The 14,692-nt window shown below is 43.6% G+C and carries 26 protein-coding genes; 1 reads left to right on the top strand and 25 read right to left on the bottom strand.

Annotated features, from left to right (window positions below):
• Positions 1 to 107: 107 nt before the first annotated feature.
• Both ACOWPH_RS13790 and ACOWPH_RS13785 read right to left on the bottom strand, forming a co-directional pair.
• On the bottom strand, positions 108 to 566 hold the full coding sequence (locus tag ACOWPH_RS13790) for a DUF29 domain-containing protein (RefSeq protein ID WP_015215942.1): 459 nt from the start codon (positions 564 to 566) through the stop codon (positions 108 to 110).
• 21 nt (positions 567 to 587) lie between these two features.
• Positions 588 to 950, bottom strand: coding sequence for a helix-turn-helix domain-containing protein (locus tag ACOWPH_RS13785; protein WP_015215941.1), 363 nt, complete (start codon positions 948 to 950; stop codon positions 588 to 590).
• A 239-nt stretch (positions 951 to 1,189) separates the two neighbouring features.
• On the opposite strand from ACOWPH_RS13785, the gene ACOWPH_RS13780 reads away from it, so the two are divergent.
• On the top strand, positions 1,190 to 1,636 hold the full coding sequence (locus ACOWPH_RS13780; RefSeq protein ID WP_015215940.1) for a hypothetical protein: 447 nt from the start codon (positions 1,190 to 1,192) through the stop codon (positions 1,634 to 1,636).
• A gap of 9 nt (positions 1,637 to 1,645) precedes the next feature.
• Here ACOWPH_RS13780 and prfA read toward each other — a convergent pair whose 3' ends face one another.
• From prfA to rpmC, 23 genes are all read right to left on the bottom strand, one after another.
• Positions 1,646 to 2,740, bottom strand: a complete 1,095-nt coding sequence (gene prfA, locus ACOWPH_RS13775; RefSeq protein ID WP_015215939.1) for a peptide chain release factor 1 — start codon at positions 2,738 to 2,740, stop codon at positions 1,646 to 1,648.
• A gap of 95 nt (positions 2,741 to 2,835) precedes the next feature.
• Positions 2,836 to 3,072: a 50S ribosomal protein L31 gene (rpmE, locus tag ACOWPH_RS13770; protein ID WP_015215938.1), complete on the bottom strand. Its 237-nt coding sequence runs from the start codon at positions 3,070 to 3,072 to the stop codon at positions 2,836 to 2,838.
• Between the two features lie 105 nt (positions 3,073 to 3,177).
• A complete protein-coding gene (gene rpsI, locus ACOWPH_RS13765) occupies positions 3,178 to 3,594 on the bottom strand; it encodes a 30S ribosomal protein S9 (RefSeq protein WP_015215937.1) in 417 nt (138 codons plus the stop codon).
• On the bottom strand, positions 3,594 to 4,049 hold the full coding sequence (rplM, locus tag ACOWPH_RS13760; RefSeq protein WP_015215936.1) for a 50S ribosomal protein L13: 456 nt from the start codon (positions 4,047 to 4,049) through the stop codon (positions 3,594 to 3,596). Before rplM ends, rpsI begins: the two co-directional genes overlap by 1 nt.
• A gap of 46 nt (positions 4,050 to 4,095) precedes the next feature.
• A complete protein-coding gene (gene truA / locus ACOWPH_RS13755) occupies positions 4,096 to 4,923 on the bottom strand; it encodes a tRNA pseudouridine(38-40) synthase TruA (RefSeq protein ID WP_015215935.1) in 828 nt (275 codons plus the stop codon).
• Between the two features lie 107 nt (positions 4,924 to 5,030).
• Positions 5,031 to 5,381: a 50S ribosomal protein L17 gene (rplQ, locus tag ACOWPH_RS13750; protein WP_015215934.1), complete on the bottom strand. Its 351-nt coding sequence runs from the start codon at positions 5,379 to 5,381 to the stop codon at positions 5,031 to 5,033.
• Positions 5,382 to 5,413: 32 nt separating this feature from the next.
• Complete coding sequence (locus ACOWPH_RS13745) at positions 5,414 to 6,358, bottom strand: DNA-directed RNA polymerase subunit alpha (protein WP_015215933.1); 945 nt, start codon at positions 6,356 to 6,358, stop codon at positions 5,414 to 5,416.
• Positions 6,359 to 6,705: 347 nt separating this feature from the next.
• Positions 6,706 to 7,101 carry a 30S ribosomal protein S11 gene (rpsK, locus tag ACOWPH_RS13740; protein WP_015215932.1) on the bottom strand — a complete coding sequence of 132 codons (396 nt, stop codon included), beginning with the start codon at positions 7,099 to 7,101 and terminating at the stop codon, positions 6,706 to 6,708.
• Positions 7,102 to 7,155: 54 nt separating this feature from the next.
• Positions 7,156 to 7,536: a 30S ribosomal protein S13 gene (rpsM, locus tag ACOWPH_RS13735; RefSeq protein ID WP_015215931.1), complete on the bottom strand. Its 381-nt coding sequence runs from the start codon at positions 7,534 to 7,536 to the stop codon at positions 7,156 to 7,158.
• A gap of 112 nt (positions 7,537 to 7,648) precedes the next feature.
• A complete protein-coding gene (rpmJ, locus tag ACOWPH_RS13730) occupies positions 7,649 to 7,762 on the bottom strand; it encodes a 50S ribosomal protein L36 (protein ID WP_015129703.1) in 114 nt (37 codons plus the stop codon).
• Between the two features lie 115 nt (positions 7,763 to 7,877).
• Positions 7,878 to 8,102, bottom strand: coding sequence for a translation initiation factor IF-1 (gene infA, locus ACOWPH_RS13725; RefSeq protein ID WP_006276978.1), 225 nt, complete (start codon positions 8,100 to 8,102; stop codon positions 7,878 to 7,880).
• 190 nt (positions 8,103 to 8,292) lie between these two features.
• Complete coding sequence (locus ACOWPH_RS13720; protein ID WP_015215930.1) at positions 8,293 to 8,847, bottom strand: adenylate kinase; 555 nt, start codon at positions 8,845 to 8,847, stop codon at positions 8,293 to 8,295.
• Positions 8,847 to 10,160 carry a preprotein translocase subunit SecY gene (gene secY / locus ACOWPH_RS13715; RefSeq protein ID WP_015215929.1) on the bottom strand — a complete coding sequence of 438 codons (1,314 nt, stop codon included), beginning with the start codon at positions 10,158 to 10,160 and terminating at the stop codon, positions 8,847 to 8,849. The genes ACOWPH_RS13720 and secY overlap by 1 nt, the downstream gene beginning before the upstream one ends.
• Positions 10,161 to 10,231: 71 nt before the next feature.
• Positions 10,232 to 10,678: a 50S ribosomal protein L15 gene (rplO, locus tag ACOWPH_RS13710; protein WP_015215928.1), complete on the bottom strand. Its 447-nt coding sequence runs from the start codon at positions 10,676 to 10,678 to the stop codon at positions 10,232 to 10,234.
• Positions 10,679 to 10,727: 49 nt separating this feature from the next.
• The gene (gene rpsE / locus ACOWPH_RS13705; protein ID WP_015215927.1) at positions 10,728 to 11,252 is read right to left on the bottom strand and encodes a 30S ribosomal protein S5; all 525 of its coding nucleotides are present in this window, start codon (positions 11,250 to 11,252) and stop codon (positions 10,728 to 10,730) included.
• Between the two features lie 93 nt (positions 11,253 to 11,345).
• On the bottom strand, positions 11,346 to 11,708 hold the full coding sequence (gene rplR / locus ACOWPH_RS13700; RefSeq protein ID WP_015215926.1) for a 50S ribosomal protein L18: 363 nt from the start codon (positions 11,706 to 11,708) through the stop codon (positions 11,346 to 11,348).
• A 2-nt stretch (positions 11,709 to 11,710) separates the two neighbouring features.
• Entirely contained in the window at positions 11,711 to 12,259 is a 549-nt protein-coding gene (gene rplF, locus ACOWPH_RS13695) for a 50S ribosomal protein L6 (protein ID WP_015215925.1), read from the bottom strand.
• Between the two features lie 93 nt (positions 12,260 to 12,352).
• On the bottom strand, positions 12,353 to 12,754 hold the full coding sequence (gene rpsH / locus ACOWPH_RS13690; protein WP_015215924.1) for a 30S ribosomal protein S8: 402 nt from the start codon (positions 12,752 to 12,754) through the stop codon (positions 12,353 to 12,355).
• Positions 12,755 to 12,775: 21 nt separating this feature from the next.
• Positions 12,776 to 13,324 carry a 50S ribosomal protein L5 gene (rplE, locus tag ACOWPH_RS13685; RefSeq protein WP_015215923.1) on the bottom strand — a complete coding sequence of 183 codons (549 nt, stop codon included), beginning with the start codon at positions 13,322 to 13,324 and terminating at the stop codon, positions 12,776 to 12,778.
• 124 nt (positions 13,325 to 13,448) lie between these two features.
• On the bottom strand, positions 13,449 to 13,796 hold the full coding sequence (gene rplX, locus ACOWPH_RS13680) for a 50S ribosomal protein L24 (RefSeq protein ID WP_015215922.1): 348 nt from the start codon (positions 13,794 to 13,796) through the stop codon (positions 13,449 to 13,451).
• Positions 13,796 to 14,164, bottom strand: a complete 369-nt coding sequence (gene rplN, locus ACOWPH_RS13675) for a 50S ribosomal protein L14 (protein WP_015215921.1) — start codon at positions 14,162 to 14,164, stop codon at positions 13,796 to 13,798. The genes rplX and rplN overlap by 1 nt, the downstream gene beginning before the upstream one ends.
• 42 nt (positions 14,165 to 14,206) lie before the next feature.
• Positions 14,207 to 14,458: a 30S ribosomal protein S17 gene (gene rpsQ, locus ACOWPH_RS13670; RefSeq protein WP_015215920.1), complete on the bottom strand. Its 252-nt coding sequence runs from the start codon at positions 14,456 to 14,458 to the stop codon at positions 14,207 to 14,209.
• Positions 14,459 to 14,464: 6 nt separating this feature from the next.
• Positions 14,465 to 14,692, bottom strand: a complete 228-nt coding sequence (gene rpmC / locus ACOWPH_RS13665) for a 50S ribosomal protein L29 (RefSeq protein WP_015215919.1) — start codon at positions 14,690 to 14,692, stop codon at positions 14,465 to 14,467.

The raw sequence follows: 14,692 nt of genomic DNA, 5'->3' as shown, positions 1-14,692 counted from the left end.
TCTTCCTTCTTCCTTCTTCCTTCGCGCTCTTCGCGTCCTTCGCGGTTCAATAAATCCAGAGTCTTCTAATCGCAAGAGATTAAACATTGCTAAAAAAAGAGAAAAAATCAACCTTCCCAATCCTGACGAGTATCACACAGAAAATTATCTGAAATGATATCATCGAATAAATAGGAACAATGCTCAGGAAAAGTTCTTAATGGTAAATTAGTTTCTCTTAAAGCTAAATCAACCCCTGCCTCAAAGCCATCTAACAAAGCTTCTTCTGTGCGAGACTTTAAACTGGGGTTCTGTCGCAAATGCCTGTGAATGGCACGACGCTGTTCTCGAATTGTTAAAAACCAACTGCGAGAGCGTTGTTCAGATTGATATTCCCACTTCAAAAGATGACCGATTAATACACTCAGACGACTAACCAATTCCCGATACTCCTGTCGTCCCAAAGCTTGAATTTCCTCTTGTAAGTGTTGCCAGTCCAGTTCCAGAACTAGCTTCTGTTCCAAAGCTCTAGCTTGTTGCTGTGTCCAACCATAAAAATCTTGTTCATACAAAAAAGATTTGTCCATATCTATCGTCACGAGTATAATTCAACTCACTTTTGCTTCATCACTAGAAGCTTCCGCTACAGCAGCTAATCTATCTGCCGCCGCTTGCACAATTTGCGCTACTTGACTCAAAGGCATATGCTGAATTTGCCTCAAAATTAAAATCAAATCAGAGGTTTCTTGTATTGGCTTGCCTTCTAAACAACTGAGTAATTCTTCTAGTGTGTAACCCGCTCTCGCTGCGATTTTCGCCAAATTCTCAGTATCTGGAACTTTTACGCCTTTTTCCCACATCTGAACTGAGGTAGCAGAAACACCCAAAAGTTTGCCAAATGCCCGTTTACTCATCTCACCACGAGCTAGTTTGATAATCTCAATCAGTTTTTCTCTGCTTTCAATATTCACTGCTTCTATAGGTAAATAGTCAGTTGTTTTGACAACTTTACTTTTAATATTACAACTTTAGTTTTATATTGACATCTACGGTTTTTGGAATTAAACTATAACTAAAGTTTTTATATATAAACTTAAAGAAACACAAGAGTGGTAAATTATCTAAACTAGCTTGAAGTGAAAAGAGTTAGTTGGTGACAAGGATTTAGCTACCAACTCTAGATTTCTGCCAATCCTATTCCAGGTGCATCATGTCTCGCCATTTACGCGAAATTAATAAATATCGCCGCAAAGGTAAAAACCTAATTAGCTCTAATAAAATTAAACCACAACAGTGGGACATTTCGGAAGCTGAAGCCCAAGAAGCTTTACAAGCTAAAGGCTACAATGTGAAGCAAATCAAAAAAATTCACTGTCTCAAGCATCAGGTGTCTATTTCTTATTGGGATCATCAAGGTAACATTTGCAGCAGTTTTTTCAGCTATCGGATTTTTGCCCGTTGGCACAAAGAAGTAGAAAAGTTAATTAACAATTGCCAAAATCTCAAAGAATGGACGAGATTAAACCATGTCATAGGTTATGAGTTTGTCTATTACCATTATCTGAGTGGGATTGAAGATGCACTCCATCAATCATTAGAAAACCGCCTGTTAGTGTTAAATGTAACAGAAGAACAAGCGGTTTTTCAGGATATTTAATGTTGAAGATTAGCTGCCAGAGGTAGCTAATTCAGCTAAACGCTCTTGCTGGTCTTGAGAAATACAAGATTGGATTACTGTTTCTAAATCGCCTTCCAATACAGGATTAAGGGTAAAATTTTGACCTAATCGGTGGTCAGTAACCCGACTATCTTTATAATTGTAGGTACGAATTTTTTCGGAACGGGAACCTGTGCCGACTTGCGATCGCCTCATCGAAGTGACAGCCTCTTGTTGTTCCCGTAACTTGATCTCATAGAGTTTAGCTCGCAGAATTTGCATAGCCCGTTCTTTGTTTTGCAACTGGCTACGTTCTTCTGTACAGAAAATTCTGATTCCTGTTGGTTTGTGGAACAAGTCAGCGGCTGTTTCCACTTTGTTGACGTTTTGTCCACCAGCACCACCAGAACGGGCTGTACTCATTTCAATATCTTTCGGGTCAATATGAATTTCTACATCATCCACTTCTGGCATAATAGCGATCGTGGCGGTAGAAGTGTGAACTCTTCCCCCGGCTTCTGTTGCGGGGACACGTTGTACACGATGTACTCCTGCTTCAAACTTCAGCTTGCTGTAAACACTATCGCCTTGAATTTCCAGAATCACTTCTTTGAAGCCACCCATCTCACCTAGAGACTCGCTGACTAGCTTCACTTTCCAACTTTGAGTGTCAGCATAGCGGGAATACATCCGCAACAAATCACCAGCCCAAATGCTCGCTTCATCTCCACCAGTCCCAGCCCGAATTTCCAACATGATGTTTTTATCATCATTGGGGTCACGGGGTAGCAGCAAAATCTTCAAGCGACTTTCTAGGTATTCTAGCTTTTCTACTAATTCACTAACTTCCAAAGCTGCCATTTCTTGCAACTCAGGATCATTATTTGCTTCTTTAAGTACTTGACGTGCGCCTGTCAAGTCTTCCTGCGCCGTCTTCCAAGTTTCATAAGTATTTACTACTTCTTCCAAGGAAGAACGAGACTTAGCAATTTTTTGATACTCATCAGGATTTTTAGTCGTATCAGGGTCGCCTAACCGACGTGTTAATTCATGAAAAGTTTGTTCAACAGATTTAAGTTTCTCCAGCAGGTATGATTCAGCCATGATTACGATTCCTTACAATAACAAATTGGCCCAAGCATTAAATGACAATCGACCCAGCAGATGCAGGGTCGTCGTTAACAGCTACAGCCAATCCGCTACTTTGTAGTATCGCCAGTTTCTTGAGTACTGCTCATACCGTACTTGCGGAGGAAACGTTCAACTCGACCCTCAGCGTCAATCATCTTCTGAGTACCAGTGTAAAAGGGGTGATTTCCAGACCAAACATCTACGTGCAGTTCGGGTTTGGTTGAACCTATGGTCATAACGACTTGACCGTTGCAGTAGACTTTAGCGTCTGGATACCACTTGGGATGAATATCAGATTTAGCCATTGTTCCTTTTGTGGTGAATCTATATAAATTATAACTGGGACTGGGGACTGGGGGACTGGGGAAAAATTTGAATAACCTTCTGCCTCCTGCCTCCTGCCTCCTGTCTTACCGTTTGGAGTACTGAGGAGCTTTCCGCGCTTTGTGTAAACCGTATTTCTTCCGTTCTTTAGCTCGTGGGTCACGAGTTAGGTAGCCTTCGGTTTTCAAAGGTGGGCGATTATCTGGGTCTAGTTGGCATAAGGCACGGGCTACTCCCAAGCGAATGGAATCTGCTTGTCCTGTTAAGCCGCCACCTTCTGCTTTGACTAAAATGTCATATTCGCTTTCTAGTCCTAAGGTCTCTAAGGGCGCTTTGATAGCTCCTAGATAGTTGGCATTAAATTGGAAATACAATTCTCCATCTTTGCCATTGACAACAAACTTGCCTTCGCCTGGAACTAGACGTACCCGCGCTACTGCGGACTTACGGCGGCCTGTACCCCAGTAAACGGCGCGACCGCTATTAGCTTCTGCTACTTGCATTAATTTTCTCCAGGAATTGTATTAATTACTAGTTCTTTGGGTTGTTGAGCCGCATGGGGATGAGTAGGACCAGCGTATACTTTCAATTTAGTGAATAATTGCTTACCTAAGCTATTTTTAGGCAGCATCCCTTTAACAGCGTGTTCTAAAATCCTTTCGGGTAGGCGCTGTTGCAGCTTGGCAAAGGTTTCTGTTTTCATTCCACCAGGACGACCAGAATGGCGACGGTAGATTTTTTGGGTACGTTTTTTGCCTGTAACTGCCACTTTTTCGGCATTGATGACAACTACAAAATCACCTGTGTCCATATGAGGGGTATATTCAGGTTTCTTTTTCCCTCTGAGGATCATGGCGATTTCGCTGGCCAGACGGCCGAGGCGTTTATCGGTGGCATCTACTACGTACCAGTCACGCTCAAGGGTTGCTTGAGGAGGAAGGTATGTTTTACTACTCATTGTTATTTGTCCTTTGTTTTTTGTTCTTAGTCAGTTGTGCTAATGACTAATGACTAAACACTAAATATGGCAGGGTGTCGTACCAAATTTCGCTGGGAAAGGGAAAATCGGGATAACCGACTCTCAACAAACATAAGCCCTGGGGAGGTGCGGCATATTTCACTTCATCCCGGCGTTGTTCTTGCCAGATTTCTGTAAAATTATTCAGCGTCCTTTGTCCAGAACCTACTTCTACCAGCATCCCTACCAATAGGCGCACCATGCCATACAAAAATCCATTGGCTTGAATTTCAATATGGATAAATGGCCCACTACGATGACATTCGGCTACTTGTACTTCTACCCAGGAATGCGATCGCGCAGATCCTGCACGGTGAAAAGCAGCTAAATGATGTTTTCCCAGCAGAGGTTTAAGGGCAGCTTGAATTAAAGATTCATCCAAGGGAGCATAATAATAATGCCAACTGAAGGGGGTTACGAACAAGTTCGGTAGTGCTTCAGTATAGATGGTGTAGCGATATCGTCGAGATACTGCACTAAAGCGAGCGTGCCAACTGTCACTAACACCAGCCGAAGCCCTGATTAATATATCTGGGGGCAGATAGCTGTTCAGAACTGTTGCCCATTTGTGAGCCGGAATTAAACCTGTGGCATCAAAATGAGCTACTTGAGCAGCCGCGTGAACTCCGGCATCGGTTCGCCCTGCGCCGTGGAGTGTCACATGATACCCCAGAACAGTAGCTATAGCTGTTTCTATCTCTTCCTGGACAGTTCGCTGCGCCTTTTGCCTTTGCCAGCCATGAAAGCGAGTGCCTAAGTACTGAATGACTAAGGATACTCTATGGGTTGGGGTAGGCTGGCGGCTTTCTAACATACTGGTTTTTGTCAGTGGCAAGAGGCAAAAGGCAAGAGGCAAGAGTTTTTAGATTTTTAATTTATTTTTCCCTATTTCCTATTCCCTATTCCCTATTCCCTATGACTTTAAACTAGTTCAATAATCGCCATTTCAGCATTATCGCCCCGACGGGGGATTGTATGCAGGATGCGAGTATAACCTCCTTGACGGTTAGCATACCGGGTGGGAGCTTGCTCAAACAGAGCATGAACCAATGTTTTGTCGAAGATGTAGCCTAGGGCTTCCCGACGTGCTGACAAGGAGCCATTTTTAGCTAGGGTAATCATCTTATCCACTTCACTCCGCAGGACTTTAGCGCGGATTAAGGTGGTGGTAATTCGACCATGACGGATTAGCTCGGTGGTTAGCGATCGCAATAAAGCGCGGCGCTGGTCAGCTGGTTTACTGAGTTTTTTGACTCGACAACGGTGACGCATAATAAAGCACTATGAATTATTAACGATTGTAGTTAGGTTTGCTTAGAACCTCTTTCTTGCGGTAAGGTAATGCCTAAACGTCGCTGTAAAGCTTCCACTACCTCTTCCGCTGACTTTTGACCAAAGTTTTTGATTTCTAGGAGGTCTTCTTGGGTGTAATCCAACAAGTCTGCCACTGAGTTAACTTGCGCTCGTTTGAGACAGTTATAAGCCCGGACAGAAAGTTGCAACTCTTCAATGGGAATCTGAGCAGTTGGATCGTCTGGAATATCTGAACCTGTATCTGTTGGTTCCAGGGAGATATCTTTCAACGGGTTGAATAAATCTACCAAAATTCCGGCTGCTGAAGATAGAGCTTCTTGAGGAGAGAGACTGCCATTTGTCCAAACTTCTAATAGCAATCTGTCTTTGAGCGATCCATCCCCACGAGCTTCCTCAACACTATAGTTGACTTTCCGCACTGGCATAAACACTGAGTCAATTTGCAGAAAGTCCAACGATGTGGCTTCTTCCCGTCCTCGCTCTACCGTGCGATATCCTTTGCCTCTCTCAATCCGAAATTCCATTTCCAGTTTTCCACCATCGGCTAAGGTGGCTACATACTGGGTCGGATCAATGACTTCTACTTCACTGGGTAAATCAAAATGCGCCGCAGTAACTGTGACTGGACCGTTAACGAGTAACCGACCGATCTGAGGTTGGGAGGAATAGTTTTTGAGGATGACTTCCTTCATTTTCATGAGGATCTCCAGCACGTCTTCTCGTACGCCTGGCACTGTGGCAAACTCATGACTAACTCCGGCAATACGTACTGCTGTAACTGCTGTACCTTCTAGATTAGAAAGTAAAACCCGCCGCAGCGCGTTGCCTACTGTTGTTCCTTGACCGCGCTCTAGAGGTTCCAGAACAAATTTACTGTAATGACTTCGACTTTCCTCAGTATTTGACTCTACACATTCAATTTGAAACTGCGCCACGGAGTAGCCTCCCTTTTTAAGGTGCTGCTAGAAGACAAATCAATTGCCTCTCGAATTTACTTTATTTCCTGACCTGTGGTTGAGGTGTATCAAACTGCCAAGATTATTTAAATTTGGTAAAGTTTAAATGACCTCAATTCAAGTCGCAGGCGATGATGATCTTGTGGATTTTCACAGGTTGAGCAGCCTTTCCTGTGGGAAGGGCTGACGTGCTTTATAGCCACGCAATGGGTCTACAGTTGACAAGCATCAAACTCTGCAAAGTTGATACTCTATACGCCCCAGAAGGCATTGCAGATGTTTTTCTGAGCTTTAACTTCTAGCTTTCATCGCTCAACAGGTTTTATCTAAACGCGACGGCGCTTAGGAGGACGGCAGCCATTGTGAGGAATTGGGGTGATATCCCGAATCAGGGTAATTTCTAGTCCTGCTCCTTGCAATGCTCGGATAGCAGTTTCTCTTCCCGCACCTGGCCCGCTGACCATGACTTCAATTTGGCGCATCCCTTGATCGATCGCTCGACGGCCTGCGCTTTCAGCGGCGGTTTGCGCTGCAAATGGTGTACCTTTTTTTGCGCCTTTAAATCCACTAGAACCAGCGCTTGCCCAGGAGATGACATCTCCATTTTGATCGGTAATTGTGACAATGCTATTGTTGAAAGTAGACTGGATGTAGGCCATACCATTAGGTACGTTCCGTTTCTGCTTTTTGCTCCCGGATTTTTTAGTTGGTTGTCTCGCCATATTTGTTTAGTGAATTTAAGGTGAATCTTGCTGTTATTAGCAAGCCAAAAAACTTTATTTGCCAGGGGCTTTTTTCTTACCAGCTACGGTCTGCCTTCTTCCACGTCGGGTTCTGGCATTGGTGCGAGTTCTTTGTCCTCTCACGGGTAAGCCCATACGATGACGACGACCTCTGTAACTGCCAATATCAACTAATCGCTTGATATTCATCGCCTCTAAGCGCCGCAAGTCACCTTCGACTTGATAGTTGCTTTCTATTTCGCCGCGTAGAGCTGCAACATCAGCATCACTTAAGTCTTTAACGCGGGTGTCTGGGTTCACACCGGTCGCCGCTAGGATTTCTTGCGACCTTGATAACCCAATTCCGTAAATGTAAGTCAGACCAATCTCGACGCGCTTATCGCGTGGAAGGTCTACTCCGGAAATCCGTGCCACAATTAATCTCTCCCTCTTTTGTTCGTAATCGCTGTTGATAAAACGTGATTAATCGCGTCTTTTCGTTTCTATGGTGATATTATGCTGCACTAAGCTTTAGTTAGTCAGATATTTATCCTTGACGTTGCTTGTGCTTTGGGTTAACACAAATAACCATGACGCGACCACGGCGTTTAATCACGTTACACTTTTCGCAAATTTTCTTGACTGAGGCTCTGACTTTCATGCCTTTTTACTTGACTCCAAATAGTAAATTATAGCATTTCTAGAGAAAATAATTCAGTTAAGTAAGTGGGTAATCCCCAAAAAAGCTGATTTATGGTAGGATTTTCTACATAGTTTTACTTTTTCCGTAGTCTATAGGTAATTCTGCCTTTTGTCAGGTCATAAGGAGTTAACTCCACTTTGACGCGATCACCAGGTAAAATTTTGATGTAATTGCGGCGAATTTTGCCGGAAATGTGTGCTAGGACATTAAAACCGTTGTCCAAGTCAACACGAAACATTGCATTGGGCAATGATTCGGTGACTGTGCCTTCCATTTCAATCAAATCTTGTTTAGACAATTTGTTTTTTCCTCAACTCAACAATCTCATGTGAACCTGCCGCATATTCATCTGCACAAGAACACAGTTTGAGAAATATATCAACAGTTTATTAATATATCTTAGCTAAAATCGACTACACCCTGGATCAAAACAGGGGAGTAGGAAAGCAAGAAAATCCTTGTTTTTACTCTCCCCCTATTCTAGTGATCTAGGCAGCTATGACATTTTCTAATGCGGTGGTGACTTCTTCTGGGGATTGATTACCGTTAACTGTTAAGAGTTTTTGGCGATCGCTATAATAGTCAATTAAAGGCGCAGTTTCTTCTCTATACACTTCTAAACGACGACGAATTACTTCTTCGTTATCATCTTTGCGTCCTCGTCCAAGCAAACGAGTAATCACAACTTCATCTGGTGCATCCAAGTTAACTACCTTTTCGCCACCCTGGCCTATTTCTGCCAGTAATTCCTCCAAAAAAGCTGCTTGTGTTACTTTGCGGGGAAAGCCATCTAGAATCCAACCATTTTGAGTATCAGGTTGATGAAGACGTTCTTTGATCAGATCTTCCACGAGTTGATCAGGAACTAACTCTCCCTTATCCATGTAACTTTGTGCTTTTATGCCCAAAGGTGTTTGGTCTGTAATGGCTTGACGTAAAATATCACCTGTAGAAATATGGGGAATATGCAAAAATTCAGCCAAGTTTTTAGCCTGAGTTCCCTTACCAGCTCCAGGTGGTCCCAAGAAGATTAATCGCGTCACTATTGTTTCACCATCCCTTCATAGCGCTGAGATATAACGTAAGTCTGGATTTGTTTGGCAGTATCAATTGCTACGCCAACTAGAATTAACAACGATGTAGCACCCAATCCTTTAAAGGTTGGCACTTTCAAAGCACTTTCCACAGCGGTGGGAATAATCGCCACCAAGCCTAAAAATATCGCTCCCAAAAATGTCAGTCGGTTAGCGACACGCTCGATATACTCACTTGTAGCCTTCCCAGGACGAATACCAGGAATACTAGAGCCCATTTTCTTCAAGTTTTGCGCTACATCTACTGGGTTAAGAATCAGCGAAGAATAAAAGTAACTGAAGAAAACAATGGAAGTTAAGTAAACTAAAGCGTATACCCAAGGTGCAGAACCGCTAGGACTTAGGTAAGTGTTAACAATGTTGGCTAAGTCGGGGTTTTTGGTGAAATTGGCGATTAAAAGTGGCAAACTCAAAATAGCAGCCGCAAAAATAATCGGCATGACACCGCCGGAATTTAAACGCAGGGGTAAATAACTGCGCTGTTCAGCTAAAACTCTTCTACCTACTTGGCGACGGGCTGAAATAATAGGTATACGACGTAGACCTTCCTGCACAAAGACAATACCCACAATTGTCAGCAGGAATACTAATACTAAAACGATGACGCGACCAACGATTTCTCGTCCGCCAACTTGCACCAAGTCGATGGTATCTCCCAAAGATTTGGGTAGGGAAGCGACAATGTTGACAAAAATCAACAGTGATGCACCATTACCAATACCGCGTTCAGTAATTAGTTCTGATGCCCACATCACAAACATTGAACCTGCTGTGAGTGCGATCGCAGTTTCCGCGACAAATATGGGTCCTGGGTTTAAGGCAAATTGTTGGAGGAATAATGCCGAAAAAGCCACACTTTGTATAATTGCCCAACCGACAGTTACATAGCGGGTAATTTGGGATATTTTCCGCCTACCTGCCTCACCTTCATTTTTCTGTAAATTTTCTAAAGAAGGAATTGCTGCGGTGAGCAATTGGATGATAATGGACGCATTAATAAAGGGTAAAATCCCTAAGGCAAAGATACCTAAAGTAGACAATCCCCGCCCAGAAAATATATCCAATAAACCAAATACGGAATTATTGCCCGAAATGGCCTCAGCAAACCTAACTCTATTAATTCCTGGTATGGGCAAAAAGATTCCCAGGCGAACCAAAATTAAAATACCGACGGTGACAAGCAGCCTACCTCTTAGTCCAGCTGCTTGCGCCATCTGCATAAAAGTTTCTTGAGCCGTTGGGGCTTTGTCTCGACTGATCATAGAGTGCTACCTTTATAATGAACCAGGCGCTGGAAGCGAGTTGGCTGGCATAGAAGTGGGCTGGTTATGACTCAGGTTAAGACTTCACAACTCCCACCAGCGGCCTCAATTTTGCTACGAGCTTGTCCTGTGAAAGCTGCTGCTTGCACCTTGAGCGGAATGCTCAATTCCCCGTTCCCCAAAATTTTCAATGGGCCTTTAGAAGCAGTAAGAATACCAGCTTCTTTTAAGGAAGCTAAAGTTACTTCTGTATTGGCAGGGAGGGAGGCCAGCTTCTCTACATTAATCGTAGTGTAAATTTTACGATTAACAATTGGAAAGCCTTTTAGCTTAGGTAAGCGGCGGTACAATGGCTGTTGACCACCTTCAAAACCAGGTCTAGTACCGCTACCAGAACGAGACTTTTGACCCCGCATCCCCAGACCAGCACTTGCGCCTTGACCAGCAGAAATACCTCTACCTACGCGCTTACGGCGTTTTTTTGAGCCTTTTTGAGGCTTAACATCGTTGAGTCTCATGTTATGATTAGTAGTTTTTTACACTAATACTTAGTAAAAATCTTCTCTACTAGATGTAGAGGCTCTCAATAGGAATACCCCTATCTTCAGCGACTTCAGCAAATGTACGCAGCGTTGACAGGGCATTAACTGCGGCTCTAGCATTGTTGAGAGGGTTGTTGGAGCCAAGTTGCTTGGCGAGAACATTACGAACTCCTGCCAACTCTAATACAGTTCTGACTGCACCACCTGCAATTACTCCAGTACCTGGTGCTGCTGGTCGCATCATCACTTTTGCTCCACCACCTATACCATCAATGGGATGGGGGATAGAATTGGATTTGGTAATTGGGATGTCAATTAGATGCTTTTTGCCATCGGCGACACCTTTTTTCACTGCCCCAATGACATCAGAGGCTTTACCTACTCCCACGCCGACTTGACCGCGCTCGTTACCAACGACCACAATTGCGCGGAAGCTAAGTTTTTTACCACCTTTAACGACTTTACTAACACGACGGATTTGAATTACCCGCTCTTGCCAGTTAGTTTCTTCTTTTTTTGCTCGGTTTGTTTTACGACGACCCGTTGCCATAATCAATGCCTCTGTTAGTCATTAGTCATTAGTCATTAGTCATTAGCCATTTGCTCTTATACAAGGGACAAAGGACAAATGACAAAAGACCATTTAGAAGTCTAAACCTGCTTCGCGTGCTGCTTCAGCTAGTGCTTTGATGCGACCATGATAGAGGTTGCCACCGCGATCAAAAACGACTTTGGTGATACCTTTTTCTAGCGATCGCACTGCGATTAACTTACCAACTTGCGCTGATGCATTACAGTTTGCCCCAGAAGACAGACTTGATTTCAACTCTGGTTCTACAGTTGATGCTGCCACCAAAGTTTGATGTTGTGTATCATCAATCACTTGAACATAGATATGCTCATTAGATCTGAATACAGCTAGTCTTGGACGTTCTGGTGAACCACTAACTTTGCCACGGACGCGTCGATGACGACGCTGTTTTGATTCTCTACGAGTAAGTTTCATGTTTACTTCTTACCACTCTTACCAGTCTTACCAGCTTTCCGTCTCACCACTTCACCGGCATAGCGAATGCCTTTACCTTTGTAGGGTTCTGGTGGACGAACGCCACGGACTTTAGCTGCTGTGTTACCTACAATTTCTTTGTCATAGCCACTGACTATGACATTAGTAGTACCTTCCACTGCAAACTGAATTCCTTCTGGTGGCTCAATTTGTACCTGATGGCTGTAACCCATATTCAAAACTAGGTTACGCCCTTGAACTTGGGCCCGGTAGCCAACACCTTGAATTTCCAACCGGCGTTGAAAACCAAGGGATACTCCCTCAACCATGTTGGCAACTAAGGTACGGCTTAAACCGTGTAGTTGCCTGGATGTGCGGGTTTCATCCCGACGTGTTACTAGTAATGTTTCCCCTTCTTGGGAGACGATGACATTAGACGGTAGAACGCGAGAAAGTTCCCCTTTTGGACCTTTTACGACTACTTTAGAGCCATCAATCGCCACTTGTACTTTGGCGGGAACAGTAATTGGACGTTTACCAATACGAGACATGACTTAATTTTGTCCTTTGTCAGATACGAGTTATTGATAATAACTCTAAAAATTCTGATAGCACAGCGTGGCGTAGGCCATACTCTTACTTTCTTACCAAACGTAGCAAAGTACTTCACCACCCAAGTTCTGACGACGCGCTTCACGGTCGGTCATAATCCCACTGGATGTAGAAATCACGGCGATTCCGATCCCGCCTAGTACCCTTGGTAATTCTTTGCGATTGGAGTAAACACGCAAACCTGGTTTACTTACTCGTTTCAATGCGGTGATCAGGGGCTGACGGTTTTTACCCTTATATTTCAGGGCAATCACCAGATTTTGTTGTACCCCTTCACCTGATTCTGAAAATTCAGCAATAAAACCTTCGTCACGTAGTACTTTGGCAATATTGCGAGTCATTTTCGTAGCTGGCACTTGTGTAGTTTGATGCCTTGCCAGATTAGCATTGCGGATGCGCGTCAGCATATCTGCAATTGTGTCGTTAGCCGCCATCGTTCCCTCTGTCTTATGAACTTATTGATCGCGAAAGGGCATTCCCATTTCTTTAAGTAAGGCACGTCCCTCTTCGTCATTTTTGGCTGTGGTGATGATAGAAATATCAAGACCACGGATTTGATCGATGCTGTCGTACTCGACTTCTGGAAAAATTAGTTGTTCTCTGACACCTAGAGTATAGTTGCCCCGTCCGTCAAAGCTTTTGGGGCTAATACCACGAAAGTCGCGAATTCTAGGCAGTGAGAGACTAACAAGTCGATCTAAAAAGGCATACATCCGTTCGCCTCTCAAAGTCACCATAATGCCAACAGGCATACCTTGACGAATTTTGAAACCAGCGATCGCCTTTTTTGCCCTTGTCACCACTGGTTTTTGACCAGTGATTAGTGCAATTTCATTTAAAGACGCTTCCAATGATTTCGCATTTTGAGCAGCTTCTCCCAAACCCCGGTTAATAGTTATTTTTACTACCTTCGGTACTTGATGAACGTTGGTGTATTGAAACTGATTAATTAGTTTGGGAACAATTGTCTCTTGGTATAAGTTTTTGAGTCTGGTTTTCGCCATAGTTTTTGTCCTTATTATCCCTGGTCTTGGTCAGGGAATTGGAGATTTTGGATTTTAGATTTTGGATTTTGAATTAAAAAATTTTTAAATCTATTCAAATCTAAAATCTCGCCCTTGTTACAGGTTACTTATCAAGTATTTCACCTGTTTTCTTGAGCATTCTCACTTTCTTGCCTTCAGAAGTGAAAGTGTAGCAAACACGACTAGCAACATTTTGCTTAGTGGAATAGAGCATCACGTTGGAGCTATGAATGGGAAATTCCTGGGTGATAATTTGCCCGGATTCCCCTTCTTGCTGGGGTTTAACGTGCTTAGTTTTAATATTCACACCTTTGACAAGGATTTTGCTTAGTTGGGGTAGTGCTTTGATCACCTCACCAACTTTACCTTTGTCTTTACCAGCGATCACCTGTACAGTGTCCCCGGTTTTGACGTGCATTTTATGAAATACTTTGGGTTGTGGCTTTGCCATTACAGCACCTCCGGAGCCAAAGAAACGATTTTGGTAAAGTTTTTGTCGCGTAATTCCCGTGCTACTGGGCCAAAAACCCGTGTACCTCTGGGATTACCATCTTTGTTGATGATTACAGCAGCGTTGTCGTCAAAACGAATACACATACCGCTGTCACGATTTATAGCTTTACGAGTACGCACAATTACAGCTTCCACAACATCAGACTTTTTGACAGCCATGTTGGGTGTTGACTCTTTAACAACAGCGATAATTTTATCGCCCACGCCACCGTAACGGCGATTACCTGCACCTAATACGCGGATGCACATTAGTTTTTTGGCACCGCTATTATCTGCGACATTCAGATAAGTCTGGGGTTGAATCACAATTGGTCTCCCTTGTGAAGTTGTTAGTTTTATAACAACTATTTAAGTTGTAGCTTTGGTATTGAGGACTTCTGTGACCTGCCAGCGCTTGGTTTTACTCAGGGGTCTAGTTTCCTGAATGCGAACGCGATCGCCCACTTTACAATGATTATCTTCATCGTGAACCTTATAGCGCTGGGTTCTAACTACGATTTTGCCGTACTTGGGGTGAGGAGCGCGGTTTTCTACCGCTACTACGACAGTTTTTTGCATTTTATCGCTCACTACCAAGCCAACTCGTTCTTTGACTGCCATAATCTCTTACTTTTCTTGCTGGGACGATTGACTTATGGCCCGTTTGCGTTCTCCCTCTACTGTCAGCAGTTGGGCTAGGCGATGGCGGGCGTGTCTGAACTGGTGAGGTTTTTCTAGTTGTCTAGTAGCTTTTTGCAAGCGCAACTGAAATAGTTGTCTTTTAGTAGAGAGAACTTCCTCAGCCAGTTTCTCGTCACTTAATTCTCTAGCTTCTGAAATTTTGGGAAGAGGCAT

Origin of the sequence: Anabaena sp. PCC 7938 (assembly GCF_049315035.1) — a bacterium.
Classification (GTDB): Bacteria; Cyanobacteriota; Cyanobacteriia; order Cyanobacteriales; family Nostocaceae; genus Anabaena; species Anabaena cylindrica.
This window is presented reverse-complemented; position numbering and strand designations above follow the sequence as displayed.